This window comes from Actinomarinicola tropica (assembly GCF_009650215.1).
GTDB classification, from domain to species: Bacteria; Actinomycetota; Acidimicrobiia; order Acidimicrobiales; family SKKL01; genus Actinomarinicola; species Actinomarinicola tropica.
The window spans coordinates 1,628,907-1,643,340 of sequence record NZ_CP045851.1 but is presented as its reverse complement, the minus strand read 5'-3'; the positions used below and the strand labels follow the sequence as shown (position 1 = coordinate 1,643,340).

14 protein-coding genes and 1 riboswitch are annotated in these 14,434 nt (G+C 73.4%); of the genes, 2 read left to right on the top strand and 12 right to left on the bottom strand.

Annotation, left to right across the window (positions count from 1 at the left end; genetic code table 11):
- Positions 1-83: 83 nt before the first annotated feature.
- The 12 genes from GH723_RS08080 to GH723_RS08025 form a co-directional block, all read right to left on the bottom strand.
- Positions 84-1,280: a trans-sulfuration enzyme family protein gene (locus GH723_RS08080; protein ID WP_153759175.1), complete on the bottom strand. Its 1,197-nt coding sequence runs from the start codon at positions 1,278-1,280 to the stop codon at positions 84-86.
- The gene (gene metX, locus GH723_RS08075; RefSeq protein WP_153759174.1) at positions 1,273-2,565 is read right to left on the bottom strand and encodes a homoserine O-acetyltransferase MetX; all 1,293 of its coding nucleotides are present in this window, start codon (positions 2,563-2,565) and stop codon (positions 1,273-1,275) included. Before metX ends, GH723_RS08080 begins: the two co-directional genes overlap by 8 nt.
- Before the next feature lie 99 nt (positions 2,566-2,664).
- Positions 2,665-2,768: riboswitch (SAM-I-IV-variant riboswitch) on the bottom strand.
- Between the two features lie 52 nt (positions 2,769-2,820).
- Positions 2,821-3,477, bottom strand: a complete 657-nt coding sequence (locus tag GH723_RS08070; protein WP_407650269.1) for an ABC transporter ATP-binding protein — start codon at positions 3,475-3,477, stop codon at positions 2,821-2,823.
- 33 nt (positions 3,478-3,510) lie between these two features.
- Positions 3,511-4,608, bottom strand: a complete 1,098-nt coding sequence (locus tag GH723_RS08065) for an ABC transporter permease (protein WP_229023177.1) — start codon at positions 4,606-4,608, stop codon at positions 3,511-3,513.
- On the bottom strand, positions 4,605-5,726 hold the full coding sequence (locus GH723_RS08060) for an ABC transporter permease (protein WP_153759172.1): 1,122 nt from the start codon (positions 5,724-5,726) through the stop codon (positions 4,605-4,607). The genes GH723_RS08065 and GH723_RS08060 overlap by 4 nt, the downstream gene beginning before the upstream one ends.
- Positions 5,723-7,213 carry an N-6 DNA methylase gene (locus GH723_RS08055; protein WP_153759171.1) on the bottom strand — a complete coding sequence of 497 codons (1,491 nt, stop codon included), beginning with the start codon at positions 7,211-7,213 and terminating at the stop codon, positions 5,723-5,725. Before GH723_RS08055 ends, GH723_RS08060 begins: the two co-directional genes overlap by 4 nt.
- 29 nt (positions 7,214-7,242) lie before the next feature.
- Positions 7,243-7,857: a hypothetical protein gene (locus tag GH723_RS08050; protein WP_153759170.1), complete on the bottom strand. Its 615-nt coding sequence runs from the start codon at positions 7,855-7,857 to the stop codon at positions 7,243-7,245.
- A complete protein-coding gene (locus tag GH723_RS08045) occupies positions 7,854-9,473 on the bottom strand; it encodes a Tad domain-containing protein (RefSeq protein WP_153759169.1) in 1,620 nt (539 codons plus the stop codon). The genes GH723_RS08050 and GH723_RS08045 overlap by 4 nt, the downstream gene beginning before the upstream one ends.
- Entirely contained in the window at positions 9,470-9,940 is a 471-nt protein-coding gene (locus GH723_RS08040; protein WP_153759168.1) for a TadE/TadG family type IV pilus assembly protein, read from the bottom strand. Before GH723_RS08040 ends, GH723_RS08045 begins: the two co-directional genes overlap by 4 nt.
- An 88-nt stretch (positions 9,941-10,028) precedes the next feature.
- On the bottom strand, positions 10,029-11,195 hold the full coding sequence (locus GH723_RS08035; protein WP_229023176.1) for a DEAD/DEAH box helicase: 1,167 nt from the start codon (positions 11,193-11,195) through the stop codon (positions 10,029-10,031).
- A 172-nt stretch (positions 11,196-11,367) separates the two neighbouring features.
- Positions 11,368-11,859 (bottom strand): glutathione peroxidase, encoded by a 492-nt coding sequence (locus tag GH723_RS08030; protein ID WP_153759167.1) that lies wholly within the window; start codon positions 11,857-11,859, stop codon positions 11,368-11,370.
- A gap of 40 nt (positions 11,860-11,899) precedes the next feature.
- Entirely contained in the window at positions 11,900-12,490 is a 591-nt protein-coding gene (locus GH723_RS08025; protein ID WP_195210602.1) for an adenylate/guanylate cyclase domain-containing protein, read from the bottom strand.
- Positions 12,491-12,526: 36 nt separating this feature from the next.
- Here GH723_RS08025 and GH723_RS08020 point away from each other — a divergent pair, with 36 nt between their 5' ends.
- Together GH723_RS08020 and GH723_RS08015 are read left to right on the top strand one after the other, a co-directional pair.
- Entirely contained in the window at positions 12,527-13,342 is an 816-nt protein-coding gene (locus GH723_RS08020; protein ID WP_153759165.1) for a serine hydrolase domain-containing protein, read from the top strand.
- A gap of 94 nt (positions 13,343-13,436) precedes the next feature.
- On the top strand, positions 13,437-14,426 hold the full coding sequence (locus tag GH723_RS08015) for a phosphotransferase family protein (RefSeq protein WP_153759164.1): 990 nt from the start codon (positions 13,437-13,439) through the stop codon (positions 14,424-14,426).
- The last annotated feature ends 8 nt before the right edge of the window (positions 14,427-14,434 follow it).

The window sequence follows — 14,434 nt, the reverse complement described above, 5'->3', positions numbered from 1 at the left end:
CCGCGCCCGTCATGGGGTGCCGCAGCACGTCACGGGGTGTCCCGCCTGCCCGTGCACGGAGGGCGGCCGGCGAGGGCGGCGGGTCAGGCCGAGGGGGCGTCCAGGCCGTCGAGGGCGGCGAGGATGTCGGCGATGACGTCGTCGGCGTGCTCGAGGCCGACCGACAGGCGGATGGTGCCCGGACGGATGCCCGCCGCCTCCAGCTCGTCGGGCGTGAGGCTGACGTGGGTCGTCGACGCCGGATGGGTCACGAGCGTCTCCGGACCGCCGAGCGAGGTCGCCAGCTGGGCGACGACGGTGCTCTCGACGAAGCGGCACCCCGCCGCGAGCCCGCCGGCGAGGTCGAACGCGATGAGCCCGCCGAACACGTCCATCTGCCGGCGTGCCAGCTCGTGCTGGGGGTGCGACGGAAGGCCCGGGTAGCGGACCTGGGCGACGGCCGGGTGGGCCTCCAGCGCCTCGGCCACGCGGAGCGCGGTGGCCGACTGCCGTTCGATCCGCACGCCGAGCGTGCGCAGGCCGCGCAGGCCGTTCATGGCGTCGAACGGCGAGGCGTTGGCGCCCTGGAGCACGGCGAACCCCCACAGCCACTGGAGGAGCTCGTCGCTGCCGGCGACGACGCCCAGGCTGGCGTCGTTGTGGCCCCCGAGGGCCTTGGTGGCCGAGTGCACGACGAGGTCGACGCCGTGCTCCAGCGGGCGCTGGGCGAGCGGCGTCGCGAAGGTGGAGTCGACGACGGTCATCGGACCTGCGATGGCGCCGAGCTCGGCCAGGTCGACGAGGTCGAGCTGCGGGTTGGCCGGGGTCTCGGCCACGACGAGGACCGTCTTCCCCGGCCGGACCGCCTCGGCGAAGGCGCCCGGCTGCGTGCCGTCGACGAACGTGACGTCGATGCCGAAGCGGGGACACGCGGCCTGGAGGAGCAGCTGGGTCCCGGCGTAGAGCTGGCGCTGGGCGACGATGTGGTCCCCCGCGGAGCACAGCCCGAGCACCACGGCGCTGACCGCGCCCATGCCGGACGAGAAGGCCCGGGCGGACTCCGCGCCCTCGAGGTCGGCGACGGCGTCCTCGAACGCCTTCACCGTGGGGTTGCCGTAGCGGCTGTAGAAGCGGGTCTCGCCGATGCGGGTGGCCCGTCGCCGGCCCTCCTCCACCGTCGGGGTGACGAAGGTGGTCGACGGGACGAGGGTGGGCGCCAGGGCCGGATCGTCGTCGGAGCGCCCGGCGCGGATCGCGCGGGTCTCCAGGTGCTGGCGCGACGGGTCGGGCGTCTCAGCCACGGGCGGTCACCTCGTCGAGGAGTCGGGCGAGCGGCGGTCCGACCTGCGCGGGTTCGAGGAGGAACCCGTCGTGGCCGTGGGGGCTCGCGATCGAGACGTGGTCGAACAGCCGGCCCCGCTCGGCGAACCCGTCCCGCAGCTGCTCCTGCTGGTAGGGCGGGTAGAGCGAGTCGGAGTCGATCGACATGGTGAGGACCGGCACCCGCACCCGGTCGAGCGCTCGCTCGACGCCGCCCCGTCCCCGACCGAGGTCGTGGAGGTCCATGGCCTTGTTGAGCACGAGGTAGCTGTTGGCGTCGAAGCGCCGGACCAGCTTCTCACCCTGGTAGTCGAGGTAGCTCTCGACCTGGAAGCGGTCCCAGAGCGACAGGCGGTCGACCGGTTCGACGGTGCGGCGGCCGAAGCGCTCCTCGAAGACCGGTTCGGTGCGGTAGTGGATCTGGGCGATCGAGCGGGCCAGCGCCAGCCCCTGGTGGGGGCCCTCGCCGTCGGGTGCGTCGTAGTAGTCGCCGTCGCGCCAGTTCGGATCGCCGGCGATCGCCATCCGCCCCACGTGGCTCCACGCGATCTGCTGGGCGCCGGCGGCGGCGGTGGTGGCCAGGGCGCCGACCGAGCGCATGCGGTCGGGGAACATGACCGTCCACTCGAGGGCCTGCATCCCTCCCATGGACCCGCCGATGACCGATGCCCACACGTCGACGCCGAGGTGGTCGGCGAGGGCCGCCTGGGTGCGGACGACGTCGCGGATCGTCACCACCGGGAAGCGCGCGCCGTGGGGTCGGCCGGTGTCGGGGTCGATCGACGCGGGTCCGGTGGTGCCCTGGCACCCGCCGAGCACGTTGGCGCACACGACGAACCAGCGGTCGGTGTCGATCGCCCGGCCGGGCCCGACGAGGTCGTCCCACCACCCGGCGGTGGGGTGGCCGTGGCCGCTCGGGCCGGCGACGTGCGAGTCGCCGGTGAGCGCGTGGCACACGAGCACGGCGTTGCTGCCGTCGGCGTCGAGCTCTCCCCACGTCTCGTAGGCCACGTCGACGCCACGGAGGACGCCGCCGCCTTCGAGCGCGAACGGACGGCTCCCCGGCAGGTGGAGGAACCGCCGGCGGCCGGGATCGTCGCCCGGGCGCCACGCACCGCTGACCGGGAGGCGGCTCGGGTGGGAGGTCGGGCGTCCGGAGCGGGCCAGGCCGGAGCGGCGCGGATCGCTCAACGGCGGGGCGGCGTCGGCGCGGTGCGCGGTCCGGGTGCGGGCACGGTGCGAGCGTACCGGCGTCGGCTTGGCCATCTCGTCGTCTCCCTGGTCCCGTGGGACCGCTCGTGCGCCGTCGTGCGACAGCCGGGAGCGGACGCCCTTCGCCTGCGGATCGGGCCGGAGCCCGGACGCTTCGTTGCCGGTGGGTACCGGCCACATCCCCGCCGGAGCGGGAGGGCACCTTGGGCGTCCAGTCCCAGGTTGCCGAGCCCGACGGTGCGGGCTTCTCCTGATGCGCCGGTCACTCTCCCCCGGCGAGCGCCCCGCCGTCAAGCGGGATGCGTCGGCTCAGGCGGACAGGGTCCCGTCGACGATCTCGACGCTGCGGTCGGCGTAGTGCGTCATGCGCGTGTCGTGGGTGACGATGATCGCCGCCGTGCTCCGGCTCTTCACCTCGTTGGTGATGAGCTCCATGACCTGCTCGCCGAGCTTGGTGTCGAGGGCGGAGGTCGGCTCGTCGATCAGCACGAGCGACGGTTCGTTCATCAGGGCCCGTCCGATGGCGACGCGCTGGCGCTCACCGCCGGACAGCTCGTTCGGCATGTTGCCGGCCCGCTCCGCCAGCCCGAGCTCCTCGAGCAGCTGGTCGGCGCGGTCCTTGCCCCCGGCGGCGTCCTTGCGCCCCAGCTCGGCGACGACGAGGAGGTTCTCCCGAGCGGTGAGGAACGGCACCAGGTTCACCGACTGGAAGACGAACCCGACCTGCTCACGGCGGAACCTCGTCAGCTCCTTCCCTGACAGGTCGGAGATCGTCTCTCCCCCGACGACCACCGTCCCCTCGCTCGGGGTCAGCAGGCCGCCGGCGATCGACAAGAGGGTGGTCTTGCCCGAGCCGGAGGGTCCGACCAGCGCGAGGATCTCGTCGTCGCCGAGGGTGAGCGAGGCGTGGTCGAGCGCGACGACCTCGTTCTCGCCGACGTCGTAGACCTTGCGGACGGCGTCCATCTCGAGTGCGGGCACGGGGTGTGGTCCTCCTGGTCAGCCGATGGCGGACGCGGGGTCGATGCGGATGACGCGGCGCAGCGAGATCGACCCGCCGACGACCGCGGTGAGGAGCATCCCGACGGCGACGAACACCGCTCGGGACGGCTCCAGCTGCAGAGGGATGTCGGGCGGTGCGAGTCGGGAGATGCCGAGGCTGATCGCGAGCCCGAGGACGAACGCCCCGGCGGTGACGACGACGGCCTGCACGAGCAGGCCGGCGAAGATCTGCCAGGACGACGCCCCGACGGCCTTGAGGACGCCGTACTGCGCCGTGCGCTCCAACGTCACCAGCGCGAAGAACAGCGCGACGACGAGGCCGGCGACGAAGAACGTGACGTAGATGATCTGGTTGAAGGTCGTGCTCTGGGCGTCGACGCCGGGCAGGGCGGAGATCGCCTCGTCGACGGTCAGCGTGGAGGTGGCGTCGCCGGTCGCCTCGTCGATCGCCGTGGCGACCTCTCGGGCGTCGGCACCGGCGGCGACCTCGACGAACAGCACCTGGAACGTCTCGTCGGGCAGGGTGGCGTCGGGACGCGACGAGCCGAGGACCTCGCGCCACGTGCCGGGCTCGACGAGGAGCCCGCCCTGGAGGAGGTAGGAGGTGTCCTCGACCCACCCGACGACCTCGACGGGGATCCGCTCCGGCCCCATCTCCAGCGTCTGCCCCACCTCGACCCCTGCCGCCTCCAGGCGGCGATCGGCGTGGGCCTCGCCCGGCGCGGGCGGCTCGGGTGCGCCGCTGATCGCGCCCTCGTAGCCCACGACCGAGGTGTCGGCGATCTCGTCGGCACCCGGCACGCGGGCGCCCACGAGGGCGACGCCGAGGCCGTAGGTCGACGTGACGCCCTCGACCTCCTCGATCGTGGCCCGGACGTCGGCGTCGATGCGCGACCGGATGATCGAGCTGCGCGCCGAGGTGGAGTACACGGTCAGGTCGGACTCCTGCTGGCGGTACAGCCCGGTGGAGCCGAGGAACAGCCCGTCGAGCAGCCCGCCGAGCAGGACGAGGAGGACGACGATGAGCGTCAGGGCGCCGCCGGCGACGCTGAACCGGCCGGGACGGCGGACGAGCTCGCGCAGGGCCAGCTTCACGAGAGCCCTCCCAGGCTCTGGCGGCTCACGGCGTCGGTGGCTGCGACCTTCTTGACCCGCCGGAGCGCACCGACCGACGCGAGCAGGGCGAGCAGGACCACCGCCCCGCCCGACGTGGCCACGAGGCGCGGGTCGGCCTCGATCGGGAAGTCCTGGCTCGATGCCAACGACGCCAGCTGGAGCATCCCGCCACCGATGAGGACGCCGGCGATCGAGACGACGAGCACCTGGGCCACGACCGACCGGATGAGCGCGCCGTCGCTGTAGCCGAGTGCCTTCAGGAGGCTGAGCGCGGGGAGCTTCTGCACGGTGAGGATGAGGAAGAAGAAGCCGACCACGAGTGTCACGACCACGAAGGCCAGGACGAGGATGAGGTTGAACGACTGGCTGACCGCGGCCACGCCGGGCAGCGAGTCGACGGCCGTGGCCCGATCGAGCGCCTCCACGCCGTCGACCGCCTCCCCGATCGCGGTGGCGACGTCGGCGGCGTCGCCCTCGACGATCGCCAGACCGGCGGACGGCAGCACCGCGGGAGCGTCGGGGTTGACGGCCTGGGTCGCGCCCTCCCACGTGGCGTAGGAGACGAACAGGACGGGCTGCACGCTGAACCGGCTGTCGGCGGCCAGGCCGACGACCTCGATCGCCACCTCGCCGTCGGCGACCTCGACGGTGTCGCCGATGTCGAAGCCGGCCGAGGCGTCGACCGACGAGGCCACGGCCTCACCGTCGGACTCCGGGAGCCGGCCCTCGACGAGCCGGGTGGGCTCGCCGGGCCCGCCGAGCTCGTACCCGAAGAGAGAGGCATCGGTGAGCTCGCCGACGGCCCGGACGGTGAACGTGCCCTGCCCGAGCGGCCCGGCCGCCTCGACGCCGTCGACGTCGGCGATCGCCGCGAGCTGCTCCTCGGTGAGGATCGAGCCCTCCAGGTTCCGCCGGGCCTCCTCGTTGAAGACGACGACCTCGCCCGACTGGTTCTCGAGGGCCCCGGTGAAGTAGCCGAGCAGCGTCCCGAGCAGCGTCTGCTGGAAGAGGATGAGGAAGACGAGGAGGCCGACCGCTCCGGCGAGCAGGGAGAAGCGGAGCTTGGCGCGGCGGATCTCTCGCAGGGCGAGGGTCATGGCGGCGACAGTCTGCCCGCCCGGGACCGCCACCACACGTCGGCCTCGGGGTCGCAGCCGTAGGCGGCGGTCATCGTCGTCGCGGCCTCGACGACGGCGTCGGGCGGGCTGCCGTCCCCTCGGTGGGAACGCTCGAGCACGGTGGCGGCCCGCGACCAGGCGCGCTCGTCGGGCGGCAGCGGCACGGCGCGCAGCAGCGGTGCGGAGACGCGGATCGCCCGCGACGTGAGCGCCGAGCCCGCGGCATGGGCGCGGGCCCACGCGCTCACGGGTGGCGCGAGCAGCACCGCCAGGCACCGCCACAGCGACGCCGTGCCCGGGTGCACCGAGAGCACGGGGGTCGACGGCACCCACTCCCCCGTCGGATCCGCGACCGGCTCCACGACGGGGGTCTGGCTGGCCACCACGACCTTCGGGCGACGCTGTGCTGCGACCCAACGGGCGAGGCGCCCGTCGGGCAGGTCGGCCGGGTCGATGCCGGGCGTCGTCCACGTCCGACCGGCGATGCGCGCCGGGCGGCGGCCCCAGCCGACGCGACCCGGGTCGACGAGCCCGCTCGTGACGAGCGGCGCCCGCCCGTCGGTACGGCCGCTCGGATCGCCTCCGATGTCGGTGACCAGCGGAGCCAGGCCGTAGAACTGGTCCCGGAACCCGGCGCCGACCGCCGCGACGTCGCCGAGCACGGCGTCCGACGCCAGCGCCACCTGCGGGAGGTCCTCGTCGATGAGCCCGGCGACGAGCGGACCCCACGAGGGGGCGAGGCGCAACGCGTCGCCGTCGACGTCGAGGGGGTCGACGGGATGCCACCGCGGCCCCACCCACCGGCGGACGTGCCGCCGCCGGGGCCCGCTCCGGTCGAGCACGAGCGCGCAGACCTGGACGTCGGCATCCTCGAAGATCCCGTCGCCGCCCCACCAGATCCCGTCGAGCGTCCCCAGCTCGAGCACGCGCCGCCGCGCCGGCTCGGCGTCACGTGCCGACAGGAACGACGCCGGCATGATGAGGGCGACCCGACCGTCCTCCGCCGCCATCTCGCAGGCCGCGACGAGGAACAGCGACGCGAGGTCGGTGTAGCCCGCGACGACGTCCCCGTAGCGCCGCCGCAGCCCCTCGCGTGCCGCCGCATCGAGAGCGGAGCGGGCGTCGAGCTGGTCGAGGAAGGGCGGGTTGCCGATGACCAGGTCGGCTCCGGCGGGGAGGTCCGACCAGAGGGGCGCTGGCGCGACGAGGACGTCGGTCTCGAGGAACCGGGCCGAGCCGAGCGACCCGCCTGGCCCGCGTCGCCACGCCGCCCCGTCGACGTCAGCGGCGTAGAGCTCCACGTCGTCGAGGGCGCGACGTGCCGCGGCGAGGAGGCGTCCGTCGCCCGCGGCGGGGTCGGCCACCGAGCGGGGCGGCCGCGGCCGGCCCGACAGGGCGGCGGCGACGAGCGCGCGCCCGATCGGTTCGGGCGTGAAGACGGCACCCCGCGCTGCCCGGTCGACCACGGGCGGCAGCGTACCGGTGCGGCCCGCGGCTACGGGGCGGGCGTCGACCCCGGACGGGCGATCGTGTAGGTGCTGCCGACGACGCCGTCCCCGGCGACGTAGCCGGGTCCCGAGATGCCGGTCACGGTGAACGTCGCCGAGTCGTCAGGCACCTTCTGGCCGCTGGAGGAGTTCGAGAGCTTCCACCGCGACACCGTGCAGCCGCCCGACGCCGTGGTCGTGCAGCTCGTGTGCGAGGTGGTGCTCGACGGCTCCCACGTGCCGGTGATGACGACGCCCTCGGGTGGCGTTCCGCCGCCGTCGAGGTGGAAGCCGACGCTGGCGGTCCAGTGGGCGTTGGAGTTCTCGACCCCCTCCTGGTCGACCGATGACACCACGACCGACGTGGTGCCCGAACCCGAGCCGCCGCCGTCGCCGCCGCCGGGCGGGATGGTCGGCGGGACCGTCGGGGTGACGTCGAGGTCGGGGGTGCCGATGCGCGCGCCCGAGCTCTCCAGGCGGTCCGACTCCGACTCCTGGAAGCTCTCGACCACCGCGACGAGCATCAGGGCGACGAGGGCCAGCGCCATCGCGTACTCGACGAGGCCCACGCCGCGGTCGCCCGCGGACCGCACGCGGCGCGCCGCTGCGCGCCACAACGTCATCGGATCAGCTCCACGAATCGGTTCACGCCCACCTCGTTCGGTGCGTTCGGTCCGCCGAGCGCGCCCGGCAGCATCGAGTCGGGGAAGGCCCACATCGTCACGCCGGTGATCGAGCCGGGCGCCGACGAGCGGGTCTGGCCGAAGCCGGGATCGAACGCCGAGCAGTTGCCGCTGCCGGACCCGCCGCAGGTCTGCTGGATGAAGATCGCCCGGAAGCGGTCGATGCGGCACTCCGCGGAGCCGTTCGGGTCGCAGCCGGGCTGGAACTCCGGCACGTACCCGAAGCGGGACGTGTACTGGATGTCCCAGAGGTCGGGACCCTCGTCGGTGGTCGAGTTCACGGCGAAGACCGGGCCGGTGCAGCCGGTCGGGGCGCACGGGCTCGGCTCCCCCTGGCTGATGCCGTAGTCGGCACCCCACTCCTGGCCCAGGTAGTGGGTGAAGCAGCGGTCGAGCAGAGCGATCATCACCTCGGGTCCGCTGCGCCCTGCGAGCGCGGTCTGCAGGAGCCCGATGAAGGTCGAGCGGTCGGCCGGGTCGGCGAAGTTCGGCACCACGCCGCTCACGTCGTCCCGGGGGTTCCCGGCCCCGTCGACGAACACCGTCCGCTGGCACGACGCGGGGACGTCGCCGCCCAGGCTCGCGGGGATGAAGTTCCAGAGCGGGTTGTCGTCGACGGTGATGCTGCCCATCGTCGTGGTGCGCGCCGCAGCCGGCGCGGCCGAACCGTCGAACAGCAGCGGGGACAGGCGTGCGAGCCGACCGAGCTCACCGTCGGGATAGGCGCCCGCGGGGTTGCCGGGGCCGGTGATCATGCCCTGGGCCACCCGGTTCGCGATGTTGCCGGTCTCGGTCCGCATGACGTTCGGCGGGCCGGCCTCGGTGATCGTCGGGCAGAGCGCGAACTCGCGTCGATCCGCGCCGTCCCACGGCGCGATCTGGTGGTCCGCCCCCATGGCCAGGTTCTGGCCGAACCGGTTCGAGCCGCCGCCCTGGTTGCAGTCGGCCGTGCGGTAGTGGGCCAGGTTCAGGTAGCCGAAGTTGCCGCTGTCGGGCCCCGAGCAGGGGTCGGTGGCCAGGCCGCCCGGCGGGGTCGCCGGGCAGATGTAGCCGCCTCCGCCGCCGAGGGACGGGATCCCGAACGGCAGGACGCCTCCGAAGCCGGGGTTGTCGAGCGCCGCGATCGCGAACGCCGAGTGCGTGAAGTCCTCGACGCCGACGATGTGGGCGAAGAACGTCTCGTAGGTCTGGTCGGGGATGCGCACGCGCAGCTGCGCACCCGACGGGTCGACCGACAGGCAGTTCGACCCCGGGATCCGCTGGGACAGCGCACCCGGGTCGGTGCCGCAGCTGTTCCAGTCGATCTCGCCGCTCGCGACACCCAGCGTGTCCTCGGCGTAGCGGATCACCTCGTCGGCGGCCGAGCTCTGCACCGGCAGCTCGCGCACGCCGGCGAGCGCGGCCACGTCGGCGGCCGACTGGTCCTGACGGCGCGCGTTGTAGAGCCCGCCCAGGTCGACGGCGAACGCCGCCATGCCCATCAGGGCGACGAGGAGGATCGCCGCGACGGCGAGCACCACGCCGTCGTCGCGCCGGAGCCGCTCCCGGCGGGTCACGGGCAGGCCACCCCGGCGGGGTCCGTGGCGGTCCAGGTGGCGTCCTGCTCGATGCGGGCGCTCACGGTCGACGACAGCGTGCGACCGTCGAGCGCGAAGTCGACGAAGCCGGTCAGGGTGCTCACGGGGCGGGTGACGGTGACCTGGAGGGCGCCGCCCGAGCCCGGGCCCTCGGGCATCGTCACCGCGACGCGCACGGTCGGGTCGGCGTCCATGCGGCTGCAGATCTCGGCGACGAGCGCGTCGGTCTGGTCGCCGCCGCCCTGGTAGTTCACCGCGGCCAGGCGGGCTCCCTCACGGGCGCCGTGGCGCACGTCGAGGTGCTGGCCGAAGACCCAGCCGAAGTCGACGGTGGCGAAGATGAGGAGGAACAGGAACGGCGCGGCCAGCGCGAACTCGACGAGGACCGCGCCTCGGTCGTCGTGCCGGCGGCGGTCTCGTCGGGTGGTCGTCTGGTCGTGGCGCATCGCGATCTCCTCCGGCCACCGATCGGCCGTCGCTGAAGAGATCGCCGCTCCACGTCGGGGGGATATGGGCCGTCCGGCCCACACCCGCTCAGCCCGCGGCGGCCTCCGGGTCCCACGCCGCCAGGTCGGCGAGGCGCGGATCGTTGGAGAACATCTCGACGAGGGGCATCACGATGCCGACCCGCCGCTGCAGCCGCTTCACCTCGAGCTCCTGGTCCCACAGGACGAGCGTGACCACGAGGCCGGCCTCCCCCGCACGCGCCGTGCGCCCGGAGCGGTGGAGGTACGTCTTGTGGTCCTCGGGCGGGTCGTAGTGGACGACCACGTCGACGTCGTCGACGTGGATCCCACGAGCAGCGACGTCGGTGGCCACGAGTGCCTGGAGCTTGCCGGCCGTGAAGCGCTCGAGCGCCTTCTCCCGGGCGGACTGGCGGAGGTCGCCGTGGATCGCGGCGGCCGACACGCCCTCCTTCTCCAGCTGCTCGGCCAGCTTGTCCGCACCCCGCTTCGTCCGGGTGAAGAACATCGTGCGACCGGCACCGCGGGCGATCGACGCGCCGACCTTGGCCTTGTCCATCTGGTGCACCTGGACGAAGCGGTGGGTCATCAGGTCGACGGTGACCGACTCGGACGCGACCTCGTGGACGACCGGATCGGTCTGGTACCGCTGGACGAGGCCGTCGACGGCGCCGTCGAGCGTGGCCGAGAACAGGAGCGTCTGGTCGACGTCGGTGGCGTGGCGCAGCACCCACTCGACCTGGGGCATGAAGCCCATGTCGGCCATGCGGTCGGCCTCGTCGATCACGATGTGGCTGACCGCAGCCACCGTGACCTCGCCCCGCTCGATGAGGTCGATCATCCGGCCGGGGGTGGCGACGACGAGGTCGATGCCCTTCTTCAGCTGGCGGATCTGCTTGTCGATGTCGGCGCCGCCGTAGATCGCCTCGACGGTGAGGCCGCGGGTGGCGGCCAGCGGGGCGAGCTCGTCGCGCACCTGGACGGCGAGCTCGCGCGTCGGCACGAGCGCGATGCCGGTGGGCCGGCCGGGGTCGGCCTTGGCGAGTCGCTCGATCACGGGGATGCCGAAGGCGAGCGTCTTGCCGGAGCCGGTCTTGGCCTTGCCGCAGATGTCGCGGCCAGCGAGCCCGTCGGGCAGCGACATCGCCTGGATGGGGAAGGCGGTGGTGATGCCGCGCTCGGCGAGCGCGTCGCAGAGGTCGGCGGACACGCCGAGGGATTGGAAGGTCGGTGGCACGTGTGCTCCACGGGGTGGTCGGGCGCGGGTCGATCCCGCGGTTCGCTACGGCTGGGTCACCTACCGTGCGGACGCAGTTCCGACCTGCGCGCGTTGCAGACGACCCGCGAGGGCGCCGAAGCCGGGCGCTCCCTCGGAGAGCCAGGCTACCGGCTCCACCCCGTGACCACGGTCATCCCGGCAGGTTGGCCTCGATGGCCTCGACCACGGCCGGGTCGTCCGGGGCCGTCATCGGGCGGAACCGACGCAGGACCTCGCCGTCCGGCGACACCAGGAACTTCTCGAAGTTCCACTGCACGTCGCCGGCCTGCCCCTCGTCGTCGGCCGTGGCGGTGAGGTCCTGGTAGACGGGATGGCGAGCGTCGCCGTTGACCTCGATCTTCTCGAACATCGGGAAGGTGACGCCGTAGGTCGTGGAGCAGAACGTCGCGATCTCGTCGGCCGAGCCCGGCTCCTGCTCCCCGAACTGGTTGCAGGGGAAGCCGAGCACGGAGAAGCCGCGGTCGCGGTACCGCTCGTGGATCGCCTCGAGCGTCTCGTACTGCGGGGTGAGCCCGCACTTGGAGGCGACGTTGACCATCAGGGTCAGCTTGCCCTTCTGGTCGGAGAGCGACGGGTCGGTGGATCCGTCCAGGGCGGCGATCTCGTGGTCGTACAGCGACATGTGGGGCTCCCCTTCGTCGAACCTGTGCCGATCGGCGGGGTCAGTCTGCCGGACCCGACGGCCGGTCGCGCACCGGCGACGAGCCGTCCCCGGTGCGTGACGGGGGCGCGAGCTCGCGCTGGAGGTCGACGACCTCGATGGGCTCGGTCATGCCACGCAGCACCAACCGGTCGACCTCGTCCGGCGTCCGCCCGAGGGCCTCGACCACGTCGACGGGGGCCAGCACCTGGCACGGCTCCGCCGAGTCGCACAGGCGGGCGGCGAGGTTGACGCTGCTGCCGACGTAGTCGTCGCCCTCGAAGAGGATGACGTCCCCGGCGGTGATGCCGGCCCGGAGCGGGAGGCCCGATCCGTCGGCGTCGATGCGCTGCTCGATCTCGAGGATCGCCTCGACCATCGGTCGGGTCTCGGTCGAGACGAGCATCGCCCCGTCGCCCAGCCACTTGGCGACGCGGACCCCGTTGTAGCCGGCGACGGAGCGCACGGCGTTGCGGAAGACGGTGAGGACCCTGACCGCCTCCTCGTCGCCCTCGCGGGCGGTCAGCGTGGTGAACCCCGAGAGGTCGACGAACCCGAACGTGCGGCGGACGCGTCGGCCGACGGCCTCGGGTTCGTAGCTGCCTGGGGACACGGCGACGACCCTAGCGAGGTACGGTCGACCGTCGACATGGGTGCTCTCGACGAGGTGACGAGCTGGCCGGTCGACCAGGTGGGGGCCGCGGCGGTGCTCCCCGACGGATCGGTGCAGCGCGCCGGCGACACCGACCGCCGCTTCCCGCTGGCGTCGGTCACCAAGCCGATCGTCGCGCTCGCGCTCCACGTGGCGGTCGAGGAGGGGTCGATCGGCCTCGACGACCCCCTCGGGCCGCCCGGGTCGACCGTCCGCCACCTCCTCGCCCACGCGTCTGGGATCGGCCCCGACGACGACGAGGTGCTCGCAGCGCCGGCCACCCGTCGCATCTACTCCAACCGGGGGTTCGAGCTGCTCGGGGCCCACCTGCGCGACGCCTCGGGCATCGACGTGGCGACCTACGTCCGCGAGGCCGTCCTCCAGCCGCTCGCGATGACCGCCACCGCGCTCGAGGGGTCCCCGGCGCACGGCGCCGTCGGCTCGGTCGAGGACATGGCCCGGTTCGCGATCGAGCTCTGGCGGGACGACCCCACGACCGTGTCGCGGCCCACGCGCGACACCGCCGTGTCCACCGCCTGGCCGGGGCTGCCGGGCGTGCTCCCGGGCTTCGGCCCCCAGGACGCCAACGACTGGGGCCTCGGGTTCGAGGTGCGTGGGACGAAGGCACCGCACTGGACGCCGGACGGGGCGTCGGCGCGCACCTTCGGCCACTTCGGTCGCAGCGGCTCCCTCGTCTGGGTCGATCCCGTGGCCCGATGCGCCCTCGTCGTGGCCGGCGACCGCGACTTCGGCGAGTGGGCACCTGCGCCGTGGCGTCGTCTCGGCGACGCGGTGCTCGCGGCCGCGACCTGACGGTGCACGTCAGGGGCGATTTCCGCCCAGATCGTCAACACGGCGCCGGACGTGCCGATCTGGAGGAGGCCGTGGACGACCAGGACCGCACCCCGTGAGCAGCTTCGCGATCGCCCGAGCCCGTCGCGCCCTCCAGTCGGCGTTCCTCGACATGGACATGCCGCTGCGACGGGCGTCCAGCGTGACGAACGAGGTGTGGATCTCCGACGAGTACGTGATCCGCGTCAACCGCCGACTCGACCCGCGCCTGCGGCGCGAGGCCGCGCTGGCCCCCCACCTCCCCGTCGAGGTCGGGTACCCCGAGATCGTGGCCTACGGCGGCAAGCCCGGCGCCGACTGGCTGATCGTCCGTCGGGTGCCGGGGCAGGTGCTCGCCCGCTGCTGGCCGACGATGTCGCGCATCGAGCGGCGCGAGGCCATCCACCAGCTCGCGGGCCGGCTGCGGGCGCTGCACTCCACGCCGGCGCCGCCCGACCTCCCCGACCTCGACTCGGCCGCGCCCCAGCTGCTCTCCGCGGTGACGTTCTCGCCGGTCATGCCGCTGTTGGTGGCGGTCGACAAGGCCAAGACCCTGCCGCACGTGGACCGCGACCTGCTCGAGCGCACCGAGCGGCTCGTCAGCGACACCGCGGCGGCGCTCACGCCCTACGACACCTCGACGCTCGTCCACGGCGACCTGACGTTCGAGAACGTCATGTGGGACGGTCACCGCATCACGGCGATCCTCGACTTCGAGTGGGCCCGCCCGGGTCCCGCCGACCTCGACCTCGACGTGTTCCTGCGGTTCTGCGCCCTCCCCCACCTCCACGTGGCCGAGGACTACGAGCACCTCACCCACGCCGAGGACTACCGCGAGGTCCCCTGGTGGCTGGCCGAGGACTACCCCGAGCTGTTCGCCTTCCCGTCGCAGTTCGAGCGGGTGCGGCTCTACGCCATCGCCTACGACGTGCGCGACCTGCTGCTGCACCCGCCCACGGGACCGGTCGGCACGCTGTCGCAGCACCACCCCTACCACCGCCTGGCGGCGACCGTGGACGGCACGGGCTACCTCAGCACGTTCGACGCCCCCGCCCACCTGGCCTGAGGGCCCGG